Annotated in this window: 19 protein-coding genes; 6 read left to right on the forward strand and 13 right to left on the reverse strand. The window is 46.9% G+C overall.

Annotated features, from left to right (window positions below):
* Positions 1-102: 102 nt before the first annotated feature.
* From FSB84_RS08645 to FSB84_RS08655, 3 genes are all read right to left on the reverse strand, one after another.
* Positions 103-1236: an efflux RND transporter periplasmic adaptor subunit gene (locus tag FSB84_RS08645; RefSeq protein ID WP_225980015.1), complete on the reverse strand. Its 1134-nt coding sequence runs from the start codon at positions 1234-1236 to the stop codon at positions 103-105.
* Positions 1237-1371: 135 nt separating this feature from the next.
* Positions 1372-1647: an ArsR/SmtB family transcription factor gene (locus FSB84_RS08650; protein WP_130541941.1), complete on the reverse strand. Its 276-nt coding sequence runs from the start codon at positions 1645-1647 to the stop codon at positions 1372-1374.
* A 225-nt stretch (positions 1648-1872) separates the two neighbouring features.
* Positions 1873-4941, reverse strand: a complete 3069-nt coding sequence (locus tag FSB84_RS08655; protein WP_158643819.1) for an integrin alpha — start codon at positions 4939-4941, stop codon at positions 1873-1875.
* Between the two features lie 673 nt (positions 4942-5614).
* Here FSB84_RS08655 and FSB84_RS08660 point away from each other — a divergent pair.
* The 6 genes from FSB84_RS08660 (at position 5615) to FSB84_RS08685 (ending at position 11101) form a co-directional block, all read left to right on the forward strand.
* Positions 5615-6628: a helix-turn-helix transcriptional regulator gene (locus tag FSB84_RS08660; protein WP_158643820.1), complete on the forward strand. Its 1014-nt coding sequence runs from the start codon at positions 5615-5617 to the stop codon at positions 6626-6628.
* A gap of 634 nt (positions 6629-7262) precedes the next feature.
* Complete coding sequence (locus FSB84_RS08665; RefSeq protein ID WP_130541938.1) at positions 7263-7952, forward strand: response regulator transcription factor; 690 nt, start codon at positions 7263-7265, stop codon at positions 7950-7952.
* 7 nt (positions 7953-7959) lie between these two features.
* Positions 7960-9348 carry a sensor histidine kinase gene (locus FSB84_RS08670; protein WP_130541937.1) on the forward strand — a complete coding sequence of 463 codons (1389 nt, stop codon included), beginning with the start codon at positions 7960-7962 and terminating at the stop codon, positions 9346-9348.
* Between the two features lie 74 nt (positions 9349-9422).
* A complete protein-coding gene (locus tag FSB84_RS08675; protein ID WP_130541936.1) occupies positions 9423-9635 on the forward strand; it encodes a hypothetical protein in 213 nt (70 codons plus the stop codon).
* 103 nt (positions 9636-9738) lie between these two features.
* Positions 9739-10584 (forward strand): universal stress protein, encoded by an 846-nt coding sequence (locus tag FSB84_RS08680; RefSeq protein ID WP_130541935.1) that lies wholly within the window; start codon positions 9739-9741, stop codon positions 10582-10584.
* 217 nt (positions 10585-10801) lie between these two features.
* Positions 10802-11101, forward strand: coding sequence for a hypothetical protein (locus tag FSB84_RS08685; protein ID WP_130541934.1), 300 nt, complete (start codon positions 10802-10804; stop codon positions 11099-11101).
* Positions 11102-11103: 2 nt separating this feature from the next.
* Here FSB84_RS08685 and FSB84_RS08690 read toward each other — a convergent pair whose 3' ends face one another.
* From FSB84_RS08690 to FSB84_RS08730, 10 genes are all read right to left on the reverse strand, one after another.
* On the reverse strand, positions 11104-11793 hold the full coding sequence (locus FSB84_RS08690) for an SDR family NAD(P)-dependent oxidoreductase (protein WP_130541933.1): 690 nt from the start codon (positions 11791-11793) through the stop codon (positions 11104-11106).
* A 126-nt stretch (positions 11794-11919) separates the two neighbouring features.
* Positions 11920-12447, reverse strand: coding sequence for a GNAT family N-acetyltransferase (locus FSB84_RS08695; RefSeq protein ID WP_130541932.1), 528 nt, complete (start codon positions 12445-12447; stop codon positions 11920-11922).
* 24 nt (positions 12448-12471) lie between these two features.
* Positions 12472-13935 (reverse strand): pyridoxal phosphate-dependent decarboxylase family protein, encoded by a 1464-nt coding sequence (locus tag FSB84_RS08700; protein WP_130541931.1) that lies wholly within the window; start codon positions 13933-13935, stop codon positions 12472-12474.
* A 133-nt stretch (positions 13936-14068) separates the two neighbouring features.
* Positions 14069-14239 carry a hypothetical protein gene (locus tag FSB84_RS30645; protein WP_158643821.1) on the reverse strand — a complete coding sequence of 57 codons (171 nt, stop codon included), beginning with the start codon at positions 14237-14239 and terminating at the stop codon, positions 14069-14071.
* 252 nt (positions 14240-14491) lie between these two features.
* The gene (locus tag FSB84_RS08705) at positions 14492-16297 is read right to left on the reverse strand and encodes an AMP-dependent synthetase/ligase (protein WP_130541930.1); all 1806 of its coding nucleotides are present in this window, start codon (positions 16295-16297) and stop codon (positions 14492-14494) included.
* Between the two features lie 107 nt (positions 16298-16404).
* On the reverse strand, positions 16405-17430 hold the full coding sequence (locus FSB84_RS08710) for a tetratricopeptide repeat protein (protein ID WP_130541929.1): 1026 nt from the start codon (positions 17428-17430) through the stop codon (positions 16405-16407).
* A 108-nt stretch (positions 17431-17538) separates the two neighbouring features.
* Positions 17539-18768 carry a DUF1015 domain-containing protein gene (locus tag FSB84_RS08715; RefSeq protein WP_130541928.1) on the reverse strand — a complete coding sequence of 410 codons (1230 nt, stop codon included), beginning with the start codon at positions 18766-18768 and terminating at the stop codon, positions 17539-17541.
* A 186-nt stretch (positions 18769-18954) separates the two neighbouring features.
* Entirely contained in the window at positions 18955-20250 is a 1296-nt protein-coding gene (locus FSB84_RS08720) for a hypothetical protein (RefSeq protein WP_130541927.1), read from the reverse strand.
* A 268-nt stretch (positions 20251-20518) separates the two neighbouring features.
* Positions 20519-21595: a 3-phosphoserine/phosphohydroxythreonine transaminase gene (gene serC / locus FSB84_RS08725; protein WP_130541926.1), complete on the reverse strand. Its 1077-nt coding sequence runs from the start codon at positions 21593-21595 to the stop codon at positions 20519-20521.
* A gap of 138 nt (positions 21596-21733) precedes the next feature.
* Positions 21734-22678 (reverse strand): zinc dependent phospholipase C family protein, encoded by a 945-nt coding sequence (locus tag FSB84_RS08730; protein ID WP_130541925.1) that lies wholly within the window; start codon positions 22676-22678, stop codon positions 21734-21736.
* Positions 22679-22745 lie beyond the last annotated feature (67 nt).

Raw genomic sequence — 22745 nt, forward strand, 5'->3', positions numbered from 1 at the left:
CAGTGCAGTGGAATACACTGCCCGTTTAGTTGTTGTGCGATAAAAAATTTATGCTGAGAAGGGACGGAGATAAAAACTAAAACCTTTGAAGCGAAGAGCGGACTATTTGATGTTCACGATGCGCACATCAGCATTGGGACTCAGGCGGAGCTGGTTACTGACTATAACGGTGTCGCCTATGTGAATTCCACTGGTGATCTGTACATTGTTGGCATCACGTTGTCCTACCACTACAGGGGTCAATGCTGCTTTTCCACTTTTCAGCAGGAAAACGGAATATCCTTGTGAAGAAGGCATCAGGCTCTGGCTGGGGATCTGCAGTGCGTCTCCGGATGTGCGCAGTGCTATGGCCAGCCTGGCGCTTTGTCCTACTACCAGTTTATTCTTCGGGTTGGGTGCAAGCGCCCTCACCATCAGGGTTCTGGTAGACTGATCAACAAAGGATTCCTTGGAGGTCACGGTTGCTTTGTATTCGGTACTGTCACCTTCCACTGTAAAGGTTTGCGCTTTTCCTGGAGTAACCAATGTGGCATATTTTTCAGGAACAGAGAATTCCACTTTCAACTGCGCATCGTCCACAATGGTAGTGAGTGGAGCGCTGGGGCTGACCAGTGCACCGGGATACGTGCGGATGATACCGATCCGTCCACTGAAAGGTGCGCGGATCCTGGTTTTGTCTATAGTGGTCTGCAAGGCACGGATCTCTGCTTTCAACACGGCCAGATTGGTGGCTGCCTGGTCATAGTCCTGTTGCGAAGCGGCATCGTGTGCAATCAGGTCTTTCATGCGACCTTCATTGAGGGCGGCAAGTTTTTCCTGTTGACGGAGCCTTTCCAGTTGTGCCTGGAGGTCTGCATCATCCAGTTGGAAGAGCAAAGTGCCTTTGGCAACAATATTTCCTTCTCTAACGGGAACGCTCACCACCTTTTTGGTCAGCTCGCTGGAGATGGCTACTTCCTGGTTGGCGGCCAGGGTGCCGGTGATCTCGAGGAGCTGTTTCACTTCTCCTGGTGTTACCACATGCGCATCTGCGGGAATGCCGGGTGCGGCAGCGATGGCTGTACTGGCGGAAGGCGCCGGTTCATTGGCACGGCTGGCACAGGCATGCAGGAAGATCATCAGGGGAAGGCTCAGTATGAGTAAAAGGCTGGTGGCAATCGGAGTTGATTTCATAGCCGGTGCGGAGGATGTCCGGAGCCGGTGATCGATAGGTCTGGTCGGTAATAAGCGGTTCATAACTCTCAGTTTAAATAGATGTATCGAAATGTTTCGATGTATTAACTTTAAAAAAAATCCCGGGGTTGGGATTGAATCGGACTGCAAACCTATCGAAACATTTCGATATGTCGATAATTTTTTTGAAAAAAATTTTTACACCTTGAGGGCTACCAGGAAGTGTACGTACTGGTCGATCACTTTATTGTTCATGGTATATTTCACATTACGGCCTTCTTTTTCCGATATGATCAGCTCTGCCTCAGTGAGTTGTTTGAGGTGATGGGAGATAGACGGCTGTGTAAGGTCTATAATTTCGTTAATATCTGAACAGTACAGACAACTTTGCTTCTTGTGGAGGGATTTCAGTATCTGAAGTCTGTTGGGATCAGCCAGCGCTTTAGAGATTTTCTCTACTTTTTTAAGTTCCATAGCAATCTGTTTACAACATGATAATTCGTTGGTTTCAAAGGGTTGTTTCAGCAGGTGGTCCCGATCTTCATACAAAGGTTATTGGCAAAATTACATTTTTATGAACAAACCAAAAAGGGTACAGATGAACTGTACCCTTTGCCTGTGTGTGAATAGAACCCTGAACGTATTCCCCCTAAACCCAACTTGAGGAACGAGGTTTGTGATTAACCGAGCGTAACAAACCTATTGGACGATAACCCTGCTTGTACCAATCTTTTGATGATTCCTGTCATAAACAGTCAACCAGTAAATGCCTGGCGCAGCATGGCCGCGTTCAAAGAATTCGATCTGGTCTGCCTGTTGGATATTGATATTTTTCATCAGGTGCAATTGTCCGGCAATATTCCTCAGCTCAGCTACATAGCTGCCTTTTGGAAGTCCGCTGAAAATTGCCCTGATATTGCCTTTCACGGGATTTGGCGCAATGCTGATACTACTGTTGGGCAGTGCACCGGTTCTTGCTGCCACGATATTGGAATATTTGAAACTGCCATCTTTGTCAACGATCCTGAGTCGATAGAAATTCATTCCATCGAATGGATGTTTATCGCTGAAACGATAGGTGTTGCTCACCTGCTGATTATCCCAGGGGAACACCATCCCGATATTATTCCAGTTAGCTCCGTCTGCACTTTTTTCAACTTCATAAAAATTCAGGTTAAGTTCTTCGCGCACTTCCCAGCTCACTTCCACGGCTGTGTTTTTTAATGCAGCTTTAATTGAAACGATGGAAACGGGGAGTGTTGTTGATTGTGGATCGAAGCTGTATGCCTTGCCAAGTCCATTGCTGCCGGCGGCGAAATTCAAAGTGGTGCCCAGCGTGCTGTTGAGGTTGAGCAGGCTGCTGCTGAAGTCCAGTGCACTGAGCGGAGAACCGATTACCAGCCTGGAAGAGCCGTTAGGCACAGAGCTCAGCGGAGCGGCTTTGCCGGCAGTGAGGGCTGCTTTGGCAGGATCGGTGATCTTCTGCACTGCAGTTACACTGTAACCGAAAAGCGCTGTGGCGTTAACGCTGAGGAATTCATCGCCATAGGTGGCAGACACTTCAAAACCGGGTTTGGTGTTGAAGGTCCCGTTCTCATTTCCGTAGTAGACATAAGTAGACCCTCCCACAAGATTGGTCTGCAACATACCGAGATTAACGCCGGATGATAATGGCTCTCCCACCACAATGTCCGCATAACCATCACCGTTCATATCATAAGCATTGTCGATAGCGGTACCGAAGAGCAGGCTGAGCTGCAATGTACCGCTGAACAAGCCCTGCAGCAGGTTGGAGGGCCTGGGCGATTCCAGTACCTGGTCCGCATTCGCCATGACTCCTTTGAAACCGGAAGCTTTTTGTTTGAAGAAGTGTACGTTACCGGTTTTGATATTGAGAGAAAGTGCGTTTGAGAGAAGTCCACCTAACGGTGCACCCACCACGATGTTTCCATTTCTTTTTCCATCTATACCGCGCATGCCTTTCACTTTCATTCCAAAGAAGTTGGCGGCATTGCTGAGCAGGCCGGTTGAGGCAGCTTCCAGTCTTGTGCCAATGCTGCTGTTGATGCCGGTCTTGTTTGTCTTACCGTAATATACATACGCAGTTCCTCCCAGGATCTGTCCATTCAGGATATTGGTAAGGCTGGAGATGTTCACGCCTGCGGGGGCGCCTACCACTACATCCGGAGCGCCATCGTTATTGAAATCGCCCACGCCGTCCACGCTGAATCCGAACATCAGTCCACTGATGCCGCTGAGCAGCGGAACGTTGAGGATGCCCAAGAGATTGAAACTTGGGGGATCCAGTTGCACGATGCTGGAAAATTTGTTACTGTTCTTATCGGTGAGGAAAACGAATGCACCGCCGGTAGTAGTGGAAAGCAGGATGAGATCTACTTTCACAAAAGCGGGAGTACCTACGATGATGTCTTGTTTTCCATCATTGTTAAGATCTTCCGTTACAGCCACTGAAAATCCGAAGAGTGCATTTGCCTTGATGCTGATGCCGGTAACATGACTGGCATTCATATTCAGTGTAAGGAAATTGGTGGGATTGGTTGCCGCCTGGTTACCGCCTGGAAAAACATATACTTTTCCAACAGTGCCATCGATATTTCCGAGCAAGCCAAGTGATAGTTCCAGGTGATCGAGAGGCGCACCAACAACAATATCGTTAATGCCATCGCCTGTTACATCTCCTGCATCGATGCTCAGACCGAAGAGTGCGCCGGCCACGGCAGTATTCGGTTGCAATGTTTTGGCAGGCGTTTCGGACAGGCCGGTGGGCGTACCATAATACACGAACACAGCGCCAACGCTGGCAAGTGAATTACCATTGAGTACACCGATCAGTCCGGGTGCAGATACGGCCACATCTCCATAGCCATCATTGTTTACATCGCCCACTCCACAAACTGCATAACCATACAATGAGCTGAGGATCTGCGGCCCCGTAAGACCGAGTCCTGCGAGAAGTCCATTTGTATTGGTTTTCCAGTCAGCTGCCTTATTGATGGGATCGATGGTAACAGGATATTGTGCGCCGCTGTCATCCACTTCCAGCGTAAGGATATTGCCTTTCAGCTTCATGGCAGCAGGAAGTGATTTGTACTGATTGTCCCACACTTTGAGATCTTCATACAACAATACAGTTTGTTGCAGACTATCTTTTGTCTGGAACTGCAGCCGGTTATTTTGCAGAACCGGTTTCAGATTACCGTCGATGGCTATGCGAATTTGTATTTTTCCTTTGCCCGATGGTTTTTGCCGGATGACAAAATTCTGACGAAGCCCTGCGTTGTTATTGGTGTATTGTACTTCTATATTATTATAGGAGTAGCGGAGCATGTCTTTGTCTGTGTGAGGTGTACAGTAAGACCCCGGGGTCCAGAAAGAATTTTTTCTGTATGCGCCGAGAATATTGAAGTGCATTTTCCAGCCAACCTCCTGGTATTGCTCCTGCACCTGTTGAACGGTGTATCCTTTTGGGGAAATATCAAATGCCAGGCGGTTGGCGGAGTTGGCAACGCGGAAATGTTTTTGTTGAGCAGATGGATAGAATTTGTTTTCAAGTTGCTGAATGTGGTCAGCTATCTGTGCATACCAGTTGGCGCTGGCGGATGCAGGAAGCTGGTGCTTTGAAGAGCTAAGCTCAGGAATGCCATTGGCATTGAGCTGGGTACGTGACCAGGTTGACTGGGCATAGTTTGGATCAATGGTAAGGAACGGACTAACAAGCAATACAGTGTAAAATTTCCAGAGTTTCATAGACGGTAATTTGGTGATTGACAGGATTGTCTTTAAAAGGTGAATACTGTCAGAGCCTTGCAATACTGATCTTTCATCTCTGCCGTTCGGGCAATAAAGTAGCTGTTGCATAGGTTGAGACCTGTGCAGACGCAAGCGAATTCCTTCTTTCGAAAAAAAAGTTGCAAACAGACTAGTACAATGATGTCGCTTACTTGTTACTTAATTGAAGGGACATGCAGAGAGTCATGGATATTGAATGGATGGAGTAGTTGCTATTGGTTCTTTCTAAAGAATTGGATAATGAACAAGAAATAATCAGTGATCATTTCTGCGGTTAAAATTAATCACGAGTATTGTTTTGAGATGCCTGTAAGGATTCATAAAATACCCGTATAAGTTCAATAAACACTTAGGGTTTCTATTTAGTCGAAATAATTATTGAGAAAGATCAACAACTAGTTGCACGACAAAAAAGTTTATCTAATTTTAGAGCTAACGATCTGGTATAATCGTTAACTCTCCACCCAAACCTTCATCCTTAGTTAATTCACTCTGGTTTTCCTGATTGTAGCCAATTAGTAAGTCTGATGTTGCCGAACATGTTGCTGATAAGTATCATTTTATATGATACTAACTGTCAGCAATAGGGTATGTATGCAATAAAAAAATGCCAATGTCAACCCGAACCAGTATGAGAAACTATAGAATCAAATTTCCTGCGATTGATCATGATCAAGAGTTTGAGCAACTGAGCCACGAAATGAATGGAGAGGTAGTGGCTGAGGACCTGTTGAGGGTATCCGGTCGCCTGGCTCGTGGTATCGTGCAAAGGTGGCAACCTGAGCCGGCCTTTTCACTTCGTGCCTGGAATCTGCTTTTCCATCAGCCGGTGGAGTTTTATAAGCCCGGAACGGAAGGGGCTGATAAAACCTATACCATCATTTTTATTCTTACGCCTGAACATTGCACCTGGCAACAGATTGGTGCGCACCGTCAATACTCCAGGCCTAATACACGCAGTACACTGCTGATTGCAGACAGTGTTCCGATGGACCTGGAGATCACGCCACATTTCCCTGCTCAATGGATAGATGTAAATGTTTCTGCCTTCTGGCTGGCACAACAGTTCCAGAAAGCAAATCTTCCATTGGAATCACTCTGGGAGAAATTAAGCGCTGATAATAAACCTCTGGTATTGATAGAACCTGCTACTGCCACAGATAATGTAACAGTAAACGCATTGTTCGAAGCGGCCATCAACCAGAGCAGTGATCCGCAATTGATCAGGACCATCACTATCAAATTGATCAATAGTTTTCTGTTGCATGCATTGCGTCACCGGGTGCAGGGAATTCCTGCCACGCAGGATGCTCACTTTGAAAAGATCATGGAAGCGGAAGCTATCTTAAAAGCGCATTTGCAAAAAACGCTTCCCAATCTCAATGCCATTGCACAACAGGTGGCGCTGAGCGAATCCACTTTGAAGCGTCACTTCAAGAATATTTTCGGCAAGAGCGTATATGAATATTATCTCGACAAAAAGATGCAACTGGCCAAGAACCTGCTGTTGGAAAAACCATTGACTGTGAATGAAGCTGCTGTGATGCTGGGATATGAGAAGGTGAGCAACTTTATCGATATTTTTAAAAAGCATCACGGGATCTCTCCCGGCAGTGTAAAAAAGAAAGGGTTTCAGAGCTTATAGGAATGAAATAAACACAATTGTTTTAAAGCTTGTGTAGTTAAATAGCGGCATCCTTCAACAGGAAAAAAAAATGATCCGCCTGATTGCCTGCAATGGATTTTTCTCTAATTTTATAGGACAGTCCCTTCAGGTATCACCACACAACCAACGGGTTTTTAGCAGCTCCACACGTAAGCACATGAGTAGCTCTTCAATTGAATGAGCAATGTCTACTTCCTTTTCTGGTTAATTCTGATAGTGAAAATGATTATTGAAAAACCACAAAAACCAACAACCCCAGACTTTTTTAAACCGATAGAAGTCTCCGTACACTGAGCTTGATTGAGTGACACTATCCGGCAATGAACTACCCGGCCGCATGGATGCGGCAAGGTTAATTCTCTTATGAAAAGCCATCCCAATCTGCTACCCTACTGAATACTATTTCTGTCTGTACGACCAGCATGTGCATCTCTATGTACATTTTTTTCTTCTTCCTGCCGGCCTCCTCTTCCGGCCAGGGTTCACTGACTTCCCCATTTTACCAGGGTAATAATCTGCGTTTTAATTCACTTTTAATACGATATTTACAGCTCCGGCTGTATATAAGCCTGTTTATTTCTGATTTTTGCCGGCATAAGTCATAACTATGAATATGGATGAAGTCAAAATCTTGCTCGTAGAAGACGAAAAGAAGATTGCGGAAGCCCTCAGAAAAGGCCTGATGGAGCAACAGTACCATGTGGAAGTCGCCTACGATGGATTGATCGGTAAAAAGATGGTGGAAAGCTATAAGTTCGATCTCGTGATCCTGGACATCAACCTGCCAGGCATGAACGGTTATGAACTTTGCAAGGAGATCCGCAAACGCGATGAAAGGATCCCGGTAGTAATGCTTACCGCCCTCAGCGCCACAGACGATAAGATCGAAGGCTTCGATGCCGGCGCCGATGATTATATCGTAAAACCCTTCGATTTCAAAGAACTGCTCGTTCGCATCCGCGCACTCCTCAAACGCATCTACCAGAACGTCCCCTCAGGCAATATGCTCAAAGTGGCCGACCTGGTGATGAACCTCGACAGTAAGGAAGTGACGCGCGCAGACAGGCCCATCTCCCTCACAGCCAAAGAATTTCAATTGCTGGAATACCTGGTCCGCAATAAGAACCGCGTTGTGAGCCGCGCAGACATCGCACTCAATGTGTGGGATATCGATTTCGATACCAAAACCAATGTGATTGATGTGTACGTGAACTTCCTGCGTAAGAAGCTCGACAGGGATTTCGATTCCAAACTCATCCATACACAGGTAGGCATGGGCTATATCCTGAAAGAAAATTCCTGATTGCTGATTGAAGATCAAGTATAAAATAACCGCCCTCTTTGCATTACTGGCTACTGCCATCATGTTATTAAGCAGTGTGAGTGTTTATTACTTCACTTCCAGCGACCGCGCCGAAGCATTCAAGAGGCGCCTGAAAGGCCGCGCCAACAACAATGCACAGATCTATTCCATCTTCGGAGACAGTAGTATCAAATTACTGGCGCAGATAGATTCGGGTTCTGTAAGCACACTACCCCGCAAGAGCGTGGTGATCTTCGATTACCTGGAAAACCAGTTGTACACTTTCAATGCAACAGGTGAAACCACTCCGGAAGTTGACAAGACTGTGCTGGAGAGGGCCCGCATGGATGAGGATGTTTATTTCAAAGTGAAAGGACGTGAAGCCATCGCCTTCCATCATACAGATGCACGCAATCGCATTGTAATTGTTGTTGCTGCCTATGATGAAGACGGGTGGGCAAGGCTGGTGCAACTCCGGCATATCCTCTTTCTCGGGCTCCTGATCGGGATTGCCATTGCGCTGATCGGCGGATGGGTTTTCTCGGTACAACTGGTCAGGCCGTTATCCATGATCATACAGGAAGTAAAAGATATTTCTTCGCAAAACCTTTCTCACAGGCTGGAAGCCGGAAGCGGCCATGATGAACTTCATCAACTGGCCAATACTTTCAACGAGCTGTTGAACCGTCTGCAGGAATCCTTCATGATACAACGCAGATTTATCTCCAATGCATCGCATGAATTGAGCACTCCGCTCACTTCCATCTCCAGTCAACTGGAAGTTACCCTGCACAAGGACCGCAATATCGAAGAATACAAACAGGTGATGCTGAGTATCCGCGAAGACGTAAAGCAGATGCAGCAACTCACCAAAAGCCTGCTGGAAATTGCAAAGACGGGCTCACAGGGGACCATCGAACTGGTTGAAGTACGCATCGATGAAGTGATGTTCAAAGTAATGGGGGATGTACAAAAGATCAGTCCGGATTACAAAGTGGAATTGCATTTTGAAGATATCCCTGAAGACGACAGAGAGTTCCTTGTGTTCGGCAACAGCGATCTGTTGTACAGCGCCATCAAGAACTTTGTGGAGAATGGATGTAAGTATTCGCAGGATCATACTTCATGGGTTGATCTCAGTTTTCAGAGCGGGCAGATCATCATTCGCGTGAAGAATCAGGGTGATGTGATTGCTGAAGAAGAGATCGAACATATCTTCCAACCCTTTTACCGTACCAATTCTGCCGCTACCCGTACGAAGGGATTTGGCCTGGGGCTGGCGCTGGCCAAAAGGATCATCGGATTGCACAAAGGAGCTATCAATGTGCAGAGTGATATCGTTGCCGGCACCGTCTTCACCATCGTTTTACCCAGTATCAAAGCTTTCTCACGTTGATTTAATTCCTTTTTAATGCTGGTTTAATGCGCGTTTAAGGGGTTTAGATCACATTTGTCGACTTATAAAATGGCATGAACTACCGATTGCTAATTCAGTGGATCCCTCTTTGTTGTATTATCGCTCTGTTGGTAGCTGGCGCAATGCTCAAACAAAAGAACGTTGAGCTTGCTTCAAAGCAGAAGCGATTGATGCTTCAAAATGATTCCATCCTCTCCGTAAATATTGCGCTGGAAAAACAGCTTGCAAAACTTCAAAAGTCGCTTGACAGTCTGCGTCCTCATTAGGGTGAAACCCTTACTGCGTCTTACTTTAATAGGCTTTTAATACACACTTAACTGGGTTTTAATTACTTAAGCATAGCTTTATTTAAAGGGGAAGTCCGATAGCATGAATAAGCTGTTCAATAATATCCTGGTTCCTGTTGAATTCAGTAAACAAAGCAGCCAGGTGATCAGTCAGGCGGTAATGATCGCCAATCACTTCAGGTGTGATCTGCACCTGGTGTATGTGGAGCATAATAGTATGGCGGATGCAGAGAAGCATCTGGTACAGGCGCTCACGGAAGGTGAGCTGGCCGATTATGAAGTGGAGATGATGGAACTCAAGGCAGCTTTCCAGCCACAATTGGAAGATGGCCTGCAGCTCATAACGGCTATGCGCAGGGGCAGCAGGGAACAGCATGTTACTTCTTACGCTTTACAGCACGCAATAGACCTCATAATCGTAGAAAAGCCGCGAAGCATTCTTCCCATGCGGTTTTCAAGATCTTTCAATATCAACAGGATCTCCAAGAAGACCGGCTGCCCGGTACTGACCGTAAAAGGAACGGCCAGGCTGGAAGCGATCAAAAATATCGTGTTGCCGGTGGATGCACATCTTCCATTGAGAAAAGTGATGTTTGCCAGTTACCTGGCCAGGCATTTCAATGCAAGGATCCACCTGATCGCATTGAGTGAGCCCGGAGAGGAAGACAATGTAGAGAACAAAGTATACCTCTATAAAACTTACCAGTTACTGCGCGAGAACACCAATCTCACAGTGGAATGTCATACCGTGCATGGCGGCAATATTGCTGATACCACATTGGAGTATGCCCGCCAGATCAACGCAGACCTGATAGTGGTGAATCCCGGCAAGGAAATGCTGTTGAGCGGGTTTGTGAACAGGCTGTTTGCCCGCCTCCTCTTCAATGAAAGCAGGATCCCGGTAATGACTGTAGCGCCCGCCCGTTAATCCGTCATTTGTTTGAATACGCATACGATCCGTACCCTTACTTTCTTTCCTGGTTACGATAATTTAATCCGCTTCCGTTACGGAAATCCAGGAGTATTGTCGTAACTTTTACGTCCTCCCAAATACATACCGTCATTCAGTGTAGGCTATCCGTCTGTATGGACCAACGATTGATTGCTTAGGCATTGTTTTCTGCAAATCCTAAAATGGAGCGATCATGAAAACGCATGAATATCCTTACGTGAACAAACGGAAAAAGACAATCCGTTTTGTGGTGCACAACAGTTGCGCCGACCATATTGCACTCTGCGGCAGTTTCAATCACTGGGAACATGATAAACTATTGCTGAAGCACGACAAAAAAGGGCAATGGTATATCGAGATCCCCATGCTGCCCGAGGGGAAATATCATTACAAATTCTTTATCGACGACAGGATGTGGATGGAAGACATCGAGAATATGCACCGTGAGCCCGATGGTGTTTCGGGATGGAACAGTGTATTGATGATCGGTTGATCCTATGCGTTATTGTACATCTTGTAAACAGGCTCGCGGATGGCATCGCCTTTATCAGAGCAGATGAAATCCAGCAGGTCAGCTATTTGCTCCGGCTTCACCCATTTGCTGGTGTCTGCATCAGGCATGTCTTTTCGGTTGACAGCTGTATCGATGGTACTTGGGGCCACAACGGATGTAACCACATTGGTTCCTTTGGCGGTTTCATTGAGAAGCTCGGCCAGTTTGAAAAGCATGTTCTTGGTGATGGCATAGGCCAGTACATTCTTTCCTGCGGTGGCATTGAGTGCAGGTTTGGAACCGATCAGCACGATTCGGCCATAACCCTGCTGCATCATATGATTGAAGAGCGGCCTTGCCGCATAATAAGCTGTTTCGAAATTGATGGAGAACATTTCCTTGATGGCCTGGCCATCTGTTGTATCGATATTCCCCATGGCAAATCCTCCTGCCAGTAACAAAGCGCCATCTATCTTCTTGTGCTTACTGATCATCGTATCAACAAAAGCGCTGGTTTCCGTTTCATCAGCCAGGTTCAGCGCATGGTACTCATACATGGGGTGATCGGTAACGAAGCGGGACTTGCTGTCGTGCCCTGTTGCAATCACGCGGTAGTTTGCCGAGAGAAACTTTTTTACTACCGCGGATCCCAGTCCTCCATTTGCTCCTGTGATAATGATGGTCTTTGCCATAGCATATACTTTTGTTAGCGCTACAAATGTACTGTTATTAATTCCCCGGCATTCTTTTTGAATAAAAAAAGGACCCTACGTGGAAACGTCCGGTCCTTTCCAACATGAGTTTCATGTGGATCCTTTTTAAAACACAGCGTTCTGTTCCTGCCGGGGGCTTTCACCATCCCGGGAAGAGCGGGCGCTGTTATTGATCAACAGCTCCATTTTGATATCAGATCTGATGTAATCGTTATCAGGTTCCAGAGGAACTTCCACAAAACCAAGTTTGCGGTACAATGACAAGGCTGGCAGTAAACCTGTATTTGAATACAGTATCACTTTATGGGCTCCGAGCCTAGCTGCTTCTTCGATAACGGCTTTTCCGAGAATGGCTCCGATCCCTTTCCCCTGGGAATTTTCACTCACGGCCATCTTGATCATCTCGTAATCGGTGTCGTTGATTTTTTTCAAACCAACCACTCCAACGGCTGTGTTGTTCTCCAGTGCAATCAGGATAGAGCCTCCTGGTTTGATCACTGTTTCATCCGGGTTCAACAGCACATAATCGTCTGCAGGTTCAATGCGGAAATATTTTTCGATCCAGGCCCTGTTCAGATAATCGAAATCCTTACGGTATTTCGGTTCATACGAAACTACAGTTATGGGTTGCATTTTGTTTAGTTTATTCGTTAAATTTTAGAGTGAAAACCCGCCTCCTATGTGTATTACAGCTTTCACTAATTGATCAAGATCAGATGAGCGTGTACGATGATTGGTGATGGCTACCCTGATCACATATTTCCCGTTGAGGAAAGTATAAGTAGGTGCGGCAATTCCCTTTTCATGCAATTGCATCAGGATCTCTTTGTTGAGAAGATTGAGTTGTTCAGTATCTGTGGTATCGCCAACATACCTGAAGCAAACGATGTTGAGCGATGGTTCCAGCAATAGTTCAAGCGAGGGTTCCTGTTTTATCAAACCGGCCAGGTATTGCGCCTGTCGTATGTTCTGGCGGACGAGCTGCCGGTATTTCTGCATACCGTTCTCTTTCATTACCATCCATACCTTCAGGGCCTTGAAGCCTCTCGATAATTCCATGCCGTAATTGCTGAAAGGGTCCGGGCCGGAAGAAAGACCGCGTTCATGATTCGCCAGGTAGCTGACTGCAATCGCAAATGCTTCGCGATGTGCTGCTGCGTCTTTGATCAGTACGCAGGCCACTTCATAGTTTACGTATAGCCATTTGTGATAGTCGAAGGCTAAGCTGTCCGCCAGTTCGATCCCCTGCAAACGTTGTTGAAACTCGGGTAATATTTTCGGGATAGCCCCGAAAGCGCCGTCCACATGGAACCAGCAGTTATAGGCTTTGGCAATAGCAGAGAGTTCGGTGAGTGGATCGATTGCGCCTGTGTTGACGGTTCCGGCATTGCCGATAATGCAGAATGGAGTGTACCCCGATGCTTTATCGGCGATGATCATTTGCTCTAGTACTTTGAGATCGATGCAATAGTTTTCGTCAACCGGTACTTTCCTGAAGTTGTCGCTTCCGATACCGATCACTTCAATGCCTTTGCTAACGCAGTTATGCGTTTCTGCAGAACCATACACGATCAATTGGGAGGGCATGGACTGCAATCCTTTCTGACGGATGTTGTTGTTGAAATGATTTCTTGCCACGATCATCGCTGTGATATTGGCGAGGGAGCCACCACTCAACAGGATGCCGCTGGCCGTGGCTGGAAAGCCCATCATTTCTTTTGCCCAGTTGATCACCTGACGCTCTACATACATGGGCATATGTTCTCCAATGCTCACATTGGCATTCATGCCGCTCGCCAACATATCGGCCAGCATGCCGGTAATGGTGCCGCCGCCCTGTACCCAACCCCAGAAGCGGGGATGGATATTGTTGGTGTTGAAGGGAAGCACCTGCGTAAAAAAATCTTCGTACACATCGGCTGCTTCCTGCGGAAGCTCCGGCAATGGTTGCTGCATACTGGCAACTGCATATGATGATGGTTTTTTCCAGGCCGGCCTTTGTGCGGCTGATTGAATATAATCGATCATATCATTCAGCATCTGATGACCCAGTGCGCGGATGGAATTCCAGTCCTGCGGATCAAGCGTGGATTCTTCGGGGAGAATGGTTTCTGTTTTCATACACACCGTTTTGGAGTCCCGGGAGGGGAGTAGAAAAGGTTATTGACAGGAACAAAGTTCCAATCAATTTTCGATTGAAAACAGATTCAGTTTTAGAAAAAGTAACTGTATCAGATATGATGCCAGATAAGGATTAATTCATTACTATCCTGTTGGCATCCGGTGATGCAACAATGATACAATCCTGTATTGATGCGCTGTTGAACATCTCCGGTATGGAAGGATCGGGTTGTTGAAAGCTTTTGCCGGCAATGGTAAAGCCCATATTGGCAAACACCAGTAATAGCAGCAGTAGTGATTTCATACCCGGGAGTTGATTGATTTATGAATGAGTGTGCCTGTAAAAATGCGATAGAATACAGGGATTGGCAACTGAACTTCGCTCAACTGTGGCAATAACGTTCTGAGGCGTCAGTGTTTTCAAATGAGGCTGCCGGTAATAAAGGAGACTTTGATATCAGTGCAGGGGACATACCATTTTCAAATCAAAGAGGCTGCTCGATTCTTAATGAGCAGCCTCTTTGATTTGAGAACCTGATGAGACAGGAGATATTTCTTATTCTTCAGTATGTGCCACCGCATTGAGATAGATGCGATCGATAGCATCCTGGTATTTTTCCATGATCACTTTTCTTTTGATGCTGAGCTTGGGCGTTAATTCTCCGGTGTTGATGCTCCACTCGTTCGACAGCAGTTCAAATTTTTTCACCTGCTCAACATGGTTGAAGAATTTATTGAAATTCTCGATGAGGTCTTTGTACAACTGTATCACTTTGGGATGACGGATCAGTTTGTTGTTGTCCATTTCTTCCAGGCCTTCCTTGCGGGCCCAGTCCTTAAGATTGGAGAAAGAAGGAACGATGAGCGCTCCTACGAATTTTCTTTCGGGGCCTACCACCATTACCTGTTCCACGAACCTGGACTCTTTGAGTTTGTTTTCGATGGGCAGCGGCGCTACATATTTTCCGCCGCTGGTTTTGAAAAGTTCTTTTTTGCGGTCGGTGATCTTGAGGTATTTGTTGTTTATCATCTGTCCGATATCGCCGGTATGGTACCAGCCGTCGGTGATGGATTCAGCGGTGAGATCGGGGCGCTTGTAATAGCCCATCATGATATTGGGGCCTTTGCAAAGGATCTCTCCGTCTTCCGCGATCTTCACTTCCACGCCGTCGATAAGCGGGCCAACGGTGCCGAACATACGATCCTGCACTTCATAGCGGTTCACGCTGATCACAGGAGAGGTTTCTGTAAGACCATATCCTTCCATGATAGGAATGCCGGCGGCGGTGAAGATGCGGATCAGTCGAACCTGTGCGGCCGCGCCACCGGTAACGATACAGCGCAGTTGTCCGCCCAGCGCTTCACGCCATTTGCTGAAGATAAGTTTATTGGCGAGTGCCAGCTGCATATTGTACACCATGCCCTGGTTCTTGTTGATCTCGAATTTTGTAGCCAGGCTATGCGCCCAGAAGAACAGATTTCTTTTAACGCCGGTAAGATCTGCTCCTTTTGACATGATCTTTTCGTAGACTTTTTCCAGGAGCCTCGGAACGGTGGTGAACATATGAGGTTTCACTTCGCGCAGGTTATCTGCGATGGTGTCCATGCTTTCCGCATAGTAGATTGCCACGCCACGGAAGAGGTAGAGATAAGTGACCATCCTCTCGAACACGTGGTTCAGCGGTAGGAAGCTCAAAGACCGCATATTATCGCCGGGCGGGAAGCAGGGCATACAGGCGATCACATTGCTCAGGATATTCCTGTGCGAGAGCATCACGCCTTTGGGAGTGCCGGTTGTCCCGGAAGTATAGATAATGGTAGCAAGATCTTCGTATTGGATAGTGTCTGCGATCTTTTGAACACGGGCCAGGTTGGCGGAGTCGGAAAGACTGAGCAGTTCGGTCCAGTTGCGGCTGCCGCTCACATCTTCGATGGTGAAGATGAACTGAAGTGTAGGCACCCTGTCTTTTATGGCGGCCACTTTATGATAGAGCTCTTCATCATTCACGAAGATGATCTTCACTTTGGCGTCGTTGAGAATGAACTCGAGATCTATAACGTTGATGGTTGGGTAAACGGGAGTAAGTACAGCTCCGATCTGTTGAACGGCCAGGTCGATCATCATCCATTCAGGTCTGTTCTTTGCGATGAGCGCCACCTTGTCTTTGCCTTCAACAGTATTATCGCCGGGACCGATACCCAGGGAAAGCAGGCCTGCGCTGAGCTGGTCCACAATATCTTTCACTTCTCTTGTGCTGAAACTTTTCCAGCTGCCGTTGATCTTTGCTGAGAGCATATCGGCAATTGGTTTTCGTTCCAGGTGATAATTCAGGCAATCGAAAAGGCGTCTGGGTTCGGTCATACAATCGTTTTTTTACGGTGAATCAACTATCAAATTACCACTTCTGCAGCAATAAAAAAAGCTATTCCGGGCCGGGGGCCGCAGAATAGCTATCAATTGATTGTTAATTATTTGGAAGCAGTCTGATAATACTGCCCGGTGGCCGGTAATTTAAAAACACGGTTTCTTTGGAAATTGTTGAACTGGTTGGCTTCTTCTGCATGAAGTTTTGTCCAGTTCTCGTAAGCTCCCAAATTGGCCGCTGCTCCGAAGATCCACTGGTTATATGCTTCAAACATTCCTCCTTTCAGCAATTGCTGCTGATAATCGAAAAGGCGGAAAGGATGTCCTGTAGCATTTTTTGCAAACCAGTCCACAATGAATTTGGTGCGGATGGCGGAAAGCGATTCGGGTGTAATGCCATTGCTGGCGATATAACCTGACTGGGACTGGATGGTTTCCAGGAAGAGGCGAACAAAGTTGTTCTTCATATCCTGTCCCTTGGTAAGGTTACCATCGGTGAACAGTTTCTTATAGCTGTCCAGCAAAATGGTTTTTATTTCCGGTGTTCTTTTGGAATAGCTTTCGAGGTTTACGAAGATCTCTCCGTAAATGGTACTCCATACTTTATCCTGTGTGAAATAATAGTATTTGGCAGCGTTGTAATAATTACCGGAATGATTGGGATCTGACTCGATCCCTTTTTCCCATTGTTTGATGGATTCCTTAAAGTCTTTTTTGCTCCAGAGCATTTCTCCGTATTCGCTATAAAGAACTCCTTCATTAGGATATTTCTTCAGTGCAGTGCGATACATTTTTTCACAGTCCTTTCTTTCTTCCAGGGCTTTGTAAACAAGGCCAAGGATCTGGAACGACTGCACATCTGCGTCTTCACGTTCGGCAAGCGGTTTGGCAACACCCATTGCATGTGCGTAATCACGCTGAAGGTAGTAGGCAAATGCAAGGTCTTTCTGCAATTCAAAGTTACTGGCGTCTTTTTGCAAAGCGCGGTTCAGGATGAGAATGGCATTGGGATAATCTCCCTGCCTTACAAATCCTTTAGCGGTTTCCAGCGCCGCCTTGCTATCTGTATCCTGGGCAGAAGCGATTCCTGCTGATAACAAGATGCTGGCGGCAAATAATAACTTTTTCATATCTGTCAAAGATAAGTGATTGAAGTTTATGAACGGCCAGGGCTAAATCGGGTCAGTTGAATAATAGGAATTGATTAACAGGGTCTTGCTATGTGCGTGCCTGTTATATCAATCGATCAGGTGCGTCAGTAATCCGTCTCTGAGCTTGGGTTCAAACCAGGTGCTCTTTGGAGGCATTACATTGCCACTGTCTGCAATATCGAACAATTGCTGGATAGTTACCGGGTGCAAACTGAATGCCACAACCATTTCTCCGGAGTTCACCCTTTTTTCCAGTTCGCCGAGCCCGCGGATACCACCAACGAAATCGATGCGTTTGTCTGTGCGCTGGTCCTTGATGCCGAGGATGGGATCGAGCAGGTTATTGGAGAGAATGGTTACGTCCAGTACGCCGATCGGGTCTTCCGAGTAGGTTCCGGGTTTGGAGCTGAGCTTGTACCATTGACCACTGATATACATGCCGAACTCATGAAGATTGGCGGGCGCCAATGCTTTGTTGATTTTTTCGATGGTAAAGGCTGCTTCCAGTTTTTTCAGGAAGTCTGCTTCGCTGAGGCCGTTAAGGTCTTTCACCACGCGGTTGTAATCCATGATGTACAACTGGTTGGAGGGAAAGAGTGTGGTGAGGAAAATATCTGCACCGGCTTTGGCATCGGCGCCGAGTGCTTTGCGCACTTTGGCGGCGGAGGCAGCACGGTGGTGGCCATCTGCGATATAGGTGGCGGGCACTAATTTCAGGAACAGGTCAGAGATGGAGCGGATAGTATAATCATCATCGATAGTCCAGATAGTATGGCTGATCTCGTCATCTGCTGTGAACAGGTAGGTGGGATGATTGGTAGCCTTCCATTCTTCGATGAGTTTATCCAGTTCCGTCACATTGCGATAAGCGAGGAATACATTACCGGTTTGCGCGCCGGTTGTTTTGATATGGTTGATACGGTCCTGTTCTTTTTCAGGACGAGTGAACTCATGTTTTTTGATGAGGTCTTTTTCATAGTCATCCACAGAGCTGCCACAAACGAGACCGGTTTGGCTACGGCCATTCATTACCAGCTGGTAAATGTAGTAGCAGGGTTTTTCCTCGCGGAAGAGTGTGCCGCGGCGGATGAAGTCCTGCAGGTTTTCTTTCGCCTTGTCGTACACAGCCTGCGTATGAATGTCAACGTTATCCGGCAGATCGATTTCGGATTTGGTGATATGCAGAAAAGAATCGGGATGTCCGTTGGCTTCAATTCTGGCTTCCTGGCTATTGAGCACATCATAGGGTCTGGATGCAACTTCTTTTGCCAGTTCTGCGGCAGGTCTTAACGCTCTGAAAGGTGAAATGGTAACCATAATAGCTGATTATATGTATGATCTTTTAATACAGGTTTACGTGATAGCAGCCGGTCAGGTCCCTTGCGGGGCTTGAGCGGTATTAGCGTGAACAAAATAAAAGGCTTTGGAAGGATTTACCAAAAGCCTTTTATTGGAGAGTGGAACTATCGGTATGTTATCAGGTGAGCGACTGGTTCCACCTGCCTATTTACGCACCGGCATGGTATACGCTACAGAAGTTTTGCAGTCGTAAATAGTAAAGCCATTGGAGAGTCCGCATCCATTGTTGAGACCGCCCTGGTTGAAGGCGAAAAAACTGCTTCGTTTCCAGCCCAGTTGACGGATGATATCGTCTTTTGTTTTTACGGTGAACTCATAGTTCAGCGGTTCGATAGTAAGTGATTTGAGTTTGGCCTGGATGGAGCCGGAAAGTGTGCGGCTACCCTCATTGTCTTCTTCATAAATTGCGAACACTTGTTCGGGGTTGTCGGGTTCCCAGTTGGAATCCCAGATACTGTTCACTTCTTTCCATCTTTTCTTACGGATGTCTTTGCGGGAGCAATTGACGGAAATTACATTTTGCGGACTGGTGATCTGGCCATTGGAATTCTGCTGCAGGTAGCCGTCAGCCCTGACGAATCTCAGTTCAGAGCCGCCGCCATTGCCGCTGAAGCTGATCAGGTGATCATACTGTTTGCTGCACATCACAGATCCAATCATTACCATGGTGATGGTGGGTGAAGCAGCCGGAGGAGCAGGTGTTGCAACCTGGCCTCCCGATTGTGCGATATGTACAGCACGTTTTTCGCAATAATCATCATTCACCAGAACAGGGATATAACAATTGTAACTGCCGCAGTTCAGTGGTTCGAGGCCCGGGGCTTCATTGGCATCCCTGTCGGCAGCAACGAGGGTTGTGCGAAGCCAGGTTTGTTCATCGTTCTGAAATAGGGCTCTGTAATTTTCAGAGTAAGGAAAGTATATAGCAGGAGCTTCTTCGTCTCCACCTGTTTCAGGATCGATGTTCACCGAAGTATTCACACGCATCAGGGAAGGCTGTTCCTGAGATGGCCAGTTACTGCCGGTTTTGTATCCTGCTTTTTCCAGGTATCGCATCAGCAGGGGAAAGCTGTCTTTATTGATGATGCGGTCGAATTGTTGCTGGAACCTGCCTTTGGCAGTATTGAACTTTTTGAAGGCGTCCAGGGTATACAGTGGGCTGGAACCCGGCGCCAGCAATGCTTTGAGCAAAACGCGTTCATCTTCATAATAGCCGCTCCAGATAGCGGCCAGCACTTCGCGGAATGCCTGCTCGTCCTGGTAGATATGGCGGAGCATGTTTGCGAATTCGGTATGCAGGGCTGCTTTTTCTTTTTCCTGTTCTGTACGGGGGAAGGTAGTGTTTCCGGAAAGGCGGTCAATTCTATCTTTTTTACAACTGAGCATTGTGATGCAGAGGATACAGAAGAGAAGGCTCGCAAGGTTTGCGGATCGATTCATACGGATTCAATTTAATGGTTTAAAAAAACGGATGTGATCACTATCCGGATGCAAACTTACGGGGAGGTTCATTCGAAAAATTACTTCAACACATCTCCGGTTCTTATATCGCTTTATGATGTATTGTAGTTGTATAAGTTGTAAAGAACGGCAGGTCTGTGTGCCGGAGGAAGTACATGGGCTGCAGAGTAATTGAAGTGGTGCAAAAAAAGACTGCCCCAATCCGGAGCAGTCTTTCTAAAATATTTATCGGCCTTTAAAATTCTTCTTATCCATTCTTCTTTGCAAAATCCTTCATCAGCTCTGTAATAGCCTGTACACCTGCCAAAGGCATGGCATTGTACATGGATATCCTGAATCCACCGGAGAGCCTGTGCCCTTTCACGCCTACCATTCCATTGTTCTTGCAGATATCCAGGAACGCTTTTTCCAGTTCAGGATTATCGATGGTGAATGTGGCATTCATCTTACTCCTGTCTTCTTTAGGAACAGATCCTTTGAAGAGTGGCAATGAATCCAGTGTGCTGTACATGAGATCGGCTTTTTCATCATTGAGCTTTTCAATAGCAGGGATGCCACCGAGCTCTTTCAGCCAGCGCAACGTAAGCATGCAAACATAGATGGCAAAAACAGGAGGCGTATTGAGCATGGAGCCATTCTCGATATGCTGGCGATAGTCCATCATGCCCGGGATCTTTCGGTCCACTTTTCCAAGGATATCCTTGTTCACGATCACCATGTTCACACCGGCAGCACCTATGTTCTTTTGTGCGCCTGCATAAATGAGATCGAATTTATTGAAATCCATCACGCGGCTGAGAATATCACTGCTCATATCGCAGACCAGCGGAACGCCTGAGTTGTAGAATTGTGTGAAATCGTGCCACTGCGTTCCTTCGATGGTATTGTTGGATGTGAGGTGCAGGTATTTGGCTGTTTTCGGGACCTGGATATTTTTAGAAAGCTCACGGAAACTGGAAGGCTTTCCATTGTACACCACTTCCACATGTCCGAAGGTGCCTGCTTCTTTAATGGCCTTGGTGGCAAACACGCCGGTATCTGTGTAAGCCGCCATTTCGTTCTCATTGAGCAGGTTCATGGGGATCTGGAAGAATTGTGTGGAAGCGCCGCCGTGGAGGAACAGTACTTCGTGCTGATCATCCAGTTTCATCAGTTCTTTTACATGGGCGATGGCTTCGTCCAGCACAGCCTGGAACAAGGGAGTGCGGTGGCCGATTTCCAGGATCGATAAACCGGTGTTGTTGAAATCGAGGATTGCCTTGCTGGCTTGTTCGAATACTTCTTTGGGTAATACGCTGGGGCCAGAATTGAAATTATAGATCATGATCTTCTCTTCTATTGTTGATTACTATACTAATCTTATGGAATATCAAAATTATTCAATTCATGGCATACAGGAGCGCATAATTTAAGCGAACAGGCGTAAGTGTTTGCTGAAATGTAGTCTGGATAAGGGCTGGCGCTAATAATTCCTTTCTTCGTGCATCCATAATTTATTCAGCAGTTGAACGGTCTTCTTTCTTTCTGAATTGCCTGAATCCTTCATCAGCTGTTGAAGGTCCGGCTGGCCGGCATTCACCCAGGCGGTGTACCAGCTGGCTGCAACTGCCTGAATGGATTGCTTCAGTCTTCTTTCCGTCATACCATTCATGGCAAGGTGATAAGCCGCTGCAAATTCAACGGTGTATTGCCTCTGGAGTTTTCCGTTCCGTTCTGAAAATGCGTATCGTGCATCCGGCGGGAACCGGACTGAGAGAGTACGCCCGGTCTGTAATACGGTATCTGCTGCGGCGCCGCTTTCCAGTACCCGTTCCCAGAAGAAAGCTGCAGGATCGGGTAGGTAGAAAGCCCGCAATGTGAAGAGCTGCCATTGTTCTTCTGCCAGCAGTTCCGGCAGTGCAGATTCCCACAGCGCATGGATGCCGCGTTGATTGGTTTGTTGTCCATCGTAGTTGCTGCAGGCGTGAAGAGGAACATGGGCATCGCCAATATAATGCCCGATGTCTGCCGACAATTTCAGGATGGCATCGGTCCTCTTCTCTTTGAATGCCCTGGTGAGCCTTTGCTGCATGGTCTGCAGCCACCAGGGAACGATGCCATGTGCCTGGAGCGTATCTTCAGAATACTTCTCCACTGCAGCTTTCCAGTAGCGGGGCAGGCTGTTGGTCTGGTAATGGTCAAGATCGATAAAATGTTTAGGCCCTTCACCAGGCAGGATATAACGGCGCCGGTCAGGGTCTGTTGCATGATCGCGCAGGTAATGGATATGTGATTTGAAAAAGACGATCATCTCCGGGGGAAGCAGGAACACGGCCTGGAAATTGATGAGCCTATGGGCATAAAAGCCCCAGGAGAATGCTTTGAGCCCAATAAGCACAAAGCAAGAGAGGAGGAAAGGTTTTCTCATGTGTAGGTACATTTTCGGTTATCCCGGAACGATAGCACCGGGGAAAAACGAACTATGTACGAAAAGA

The organism is Pseudobacter ginsenosidimutans, from assembly GCF_007970185.1.
GTDB lineage: Bacteria > Bacteroidota > Bacteroidia > Chitinophagales > Chitinophagaceae > Pseudobacter > Pseudobacter ginsenosidimutans.

What these genes read in the sequence shown, in the direction of transcription:
- FSB84_RS08720 (WP_130541927.1), bottom strand. Translation starts at nt 20,250, where the DNA reads ATGAATCGATCCGCAAACCTTGCGAGCCTTCTCTTCTGTATCCTCTGC.
- FSB84_RS08695 (WP_130541932.1), bottom strand. Translation starts at nt 12,447, where the DNA reads ATGCAACCCATAACTGTAGTTTCGTATGAACCGAAATACCGTAAGGAT.
- FSB84_RS08660 (WP_158643820.1), top strand. Translation starts at nt 5,615, where the DNA reads ATGAGAAACTATAGAATCAAATTTCCTGCGATTGATCATGATCAAGAG.
- FSB84_RS30645 (WP_158643821.1), bottom strand. Translation starts at nt 14,239, where the DNA reads ATGAAATCACTACTGCTGCTATTACTGGTGTTTGCCAATATGGGCTTT.
- FSB84_RS08650 (WP_130541941.1), bottom strand. Translation starts at nt 1,647, where the DNA reads ATGGAACTTAAAAAAGTAGAGAAAATCTCTAAAGCGCTGGCTGATCCC.
- FSB84_RS08690 (WP_130541933.1), bottom strand. Translation starts at nt 11,793, where the DNA reads ATGGCAAAGACCATCATTATCACAGGAGCAAATGGAGGACTGGGATCC.
- FSB84_RS08715 (WP_130541928.1), bottom strand. Translation starts at nt 18,768, where the DNA reads ATGGTTACCATTTCACCTTTCAGAGCGTTAAGACCTGCCGCAGAACTG.
- FSB84_RS08665 (WP_130541938.1), top strand. Translation starts at nt 7,263, where the DNA reads ATGGATGAAGTCAAAATCTTGCTCGTAGAAGACGAAAAGAAGATTGCG.
- FSB84_RS08730 (WP_130541925.1), bottom strand. Translation starts at nt 22,678, where the DNA reads ATGAGAAAACCTTTCCTCCTCTCTTGCTTTGTGCTTATTGGGCTCAAA.
- FSB84_RS08680 (WP_130541935.1), top strand. Translation starts at nt 9,739, where the DNA reads ATGAATAAGCTGTTCAATAATATCCTGGTTCCTGTTGAATTCAGTAAA.
- FSB84_RS08685 (WP_130541934.1), top strand. Translation starts at nt 10,802, where the DNA reads ATGAAAACGCATGAATATCCTTACGTGAACAAACGGAAAAAGACAATC.
- serC (WP_130541926.1), bottom strand. Translation starts at nt 21,595, where the DNA reads ATGATCTATAATTTCAATTCTGGCCCCAGCGTATTACCCAAAGAAGTA.
- FSB84_RS08675 (WP_130541936.1), top strand. Translation starts at nt 9,423, where the DNA reads ATGAACTACCGATTGCTAATTCAGTGGATCCCTCTTTGTTGTATTATC.
- FSB84_RS08655 (WP_158643819.1), bottom strand. Translation starts at nt 4,941, where the DNA reads ATGAAACTCTGGAAATTTTACACTGTATTGCTTGTTAGTCCGTTCCTT.
- FSB84_RS08700 (WP_130541931.1), bottom strand. Translation starts at nt 13,935, where the DNA reads ATGAAAACAGAAACCATTCTCCCCGAAGAATCCACGCTTGATCCGCAG.
- FSB84_RS08645 (WP_225980015.1), bottom strand. Translation starts at nt 1,236, where the DNA reads ATGAACCGCTTATTACCGACCAGACCTATCGATCACCGGCTCCGGACA.
- FSB84_RS08710 (WP_130541929.1), bottom strand. Translation starts at nt 17,430, where the DNA reads ATGAAAAAGTTATTATTTGCCGCCAGCATCTTGTTATCAGCAGGAATC.
- FSB84_RS08705 (WP_130541930.1), bottom strand. Translation starts at nt 16,297, where the DNA reads ATGACCGAACCCAGACGCCTTTTCGATTGCCTGAATTATCACCTGGAA.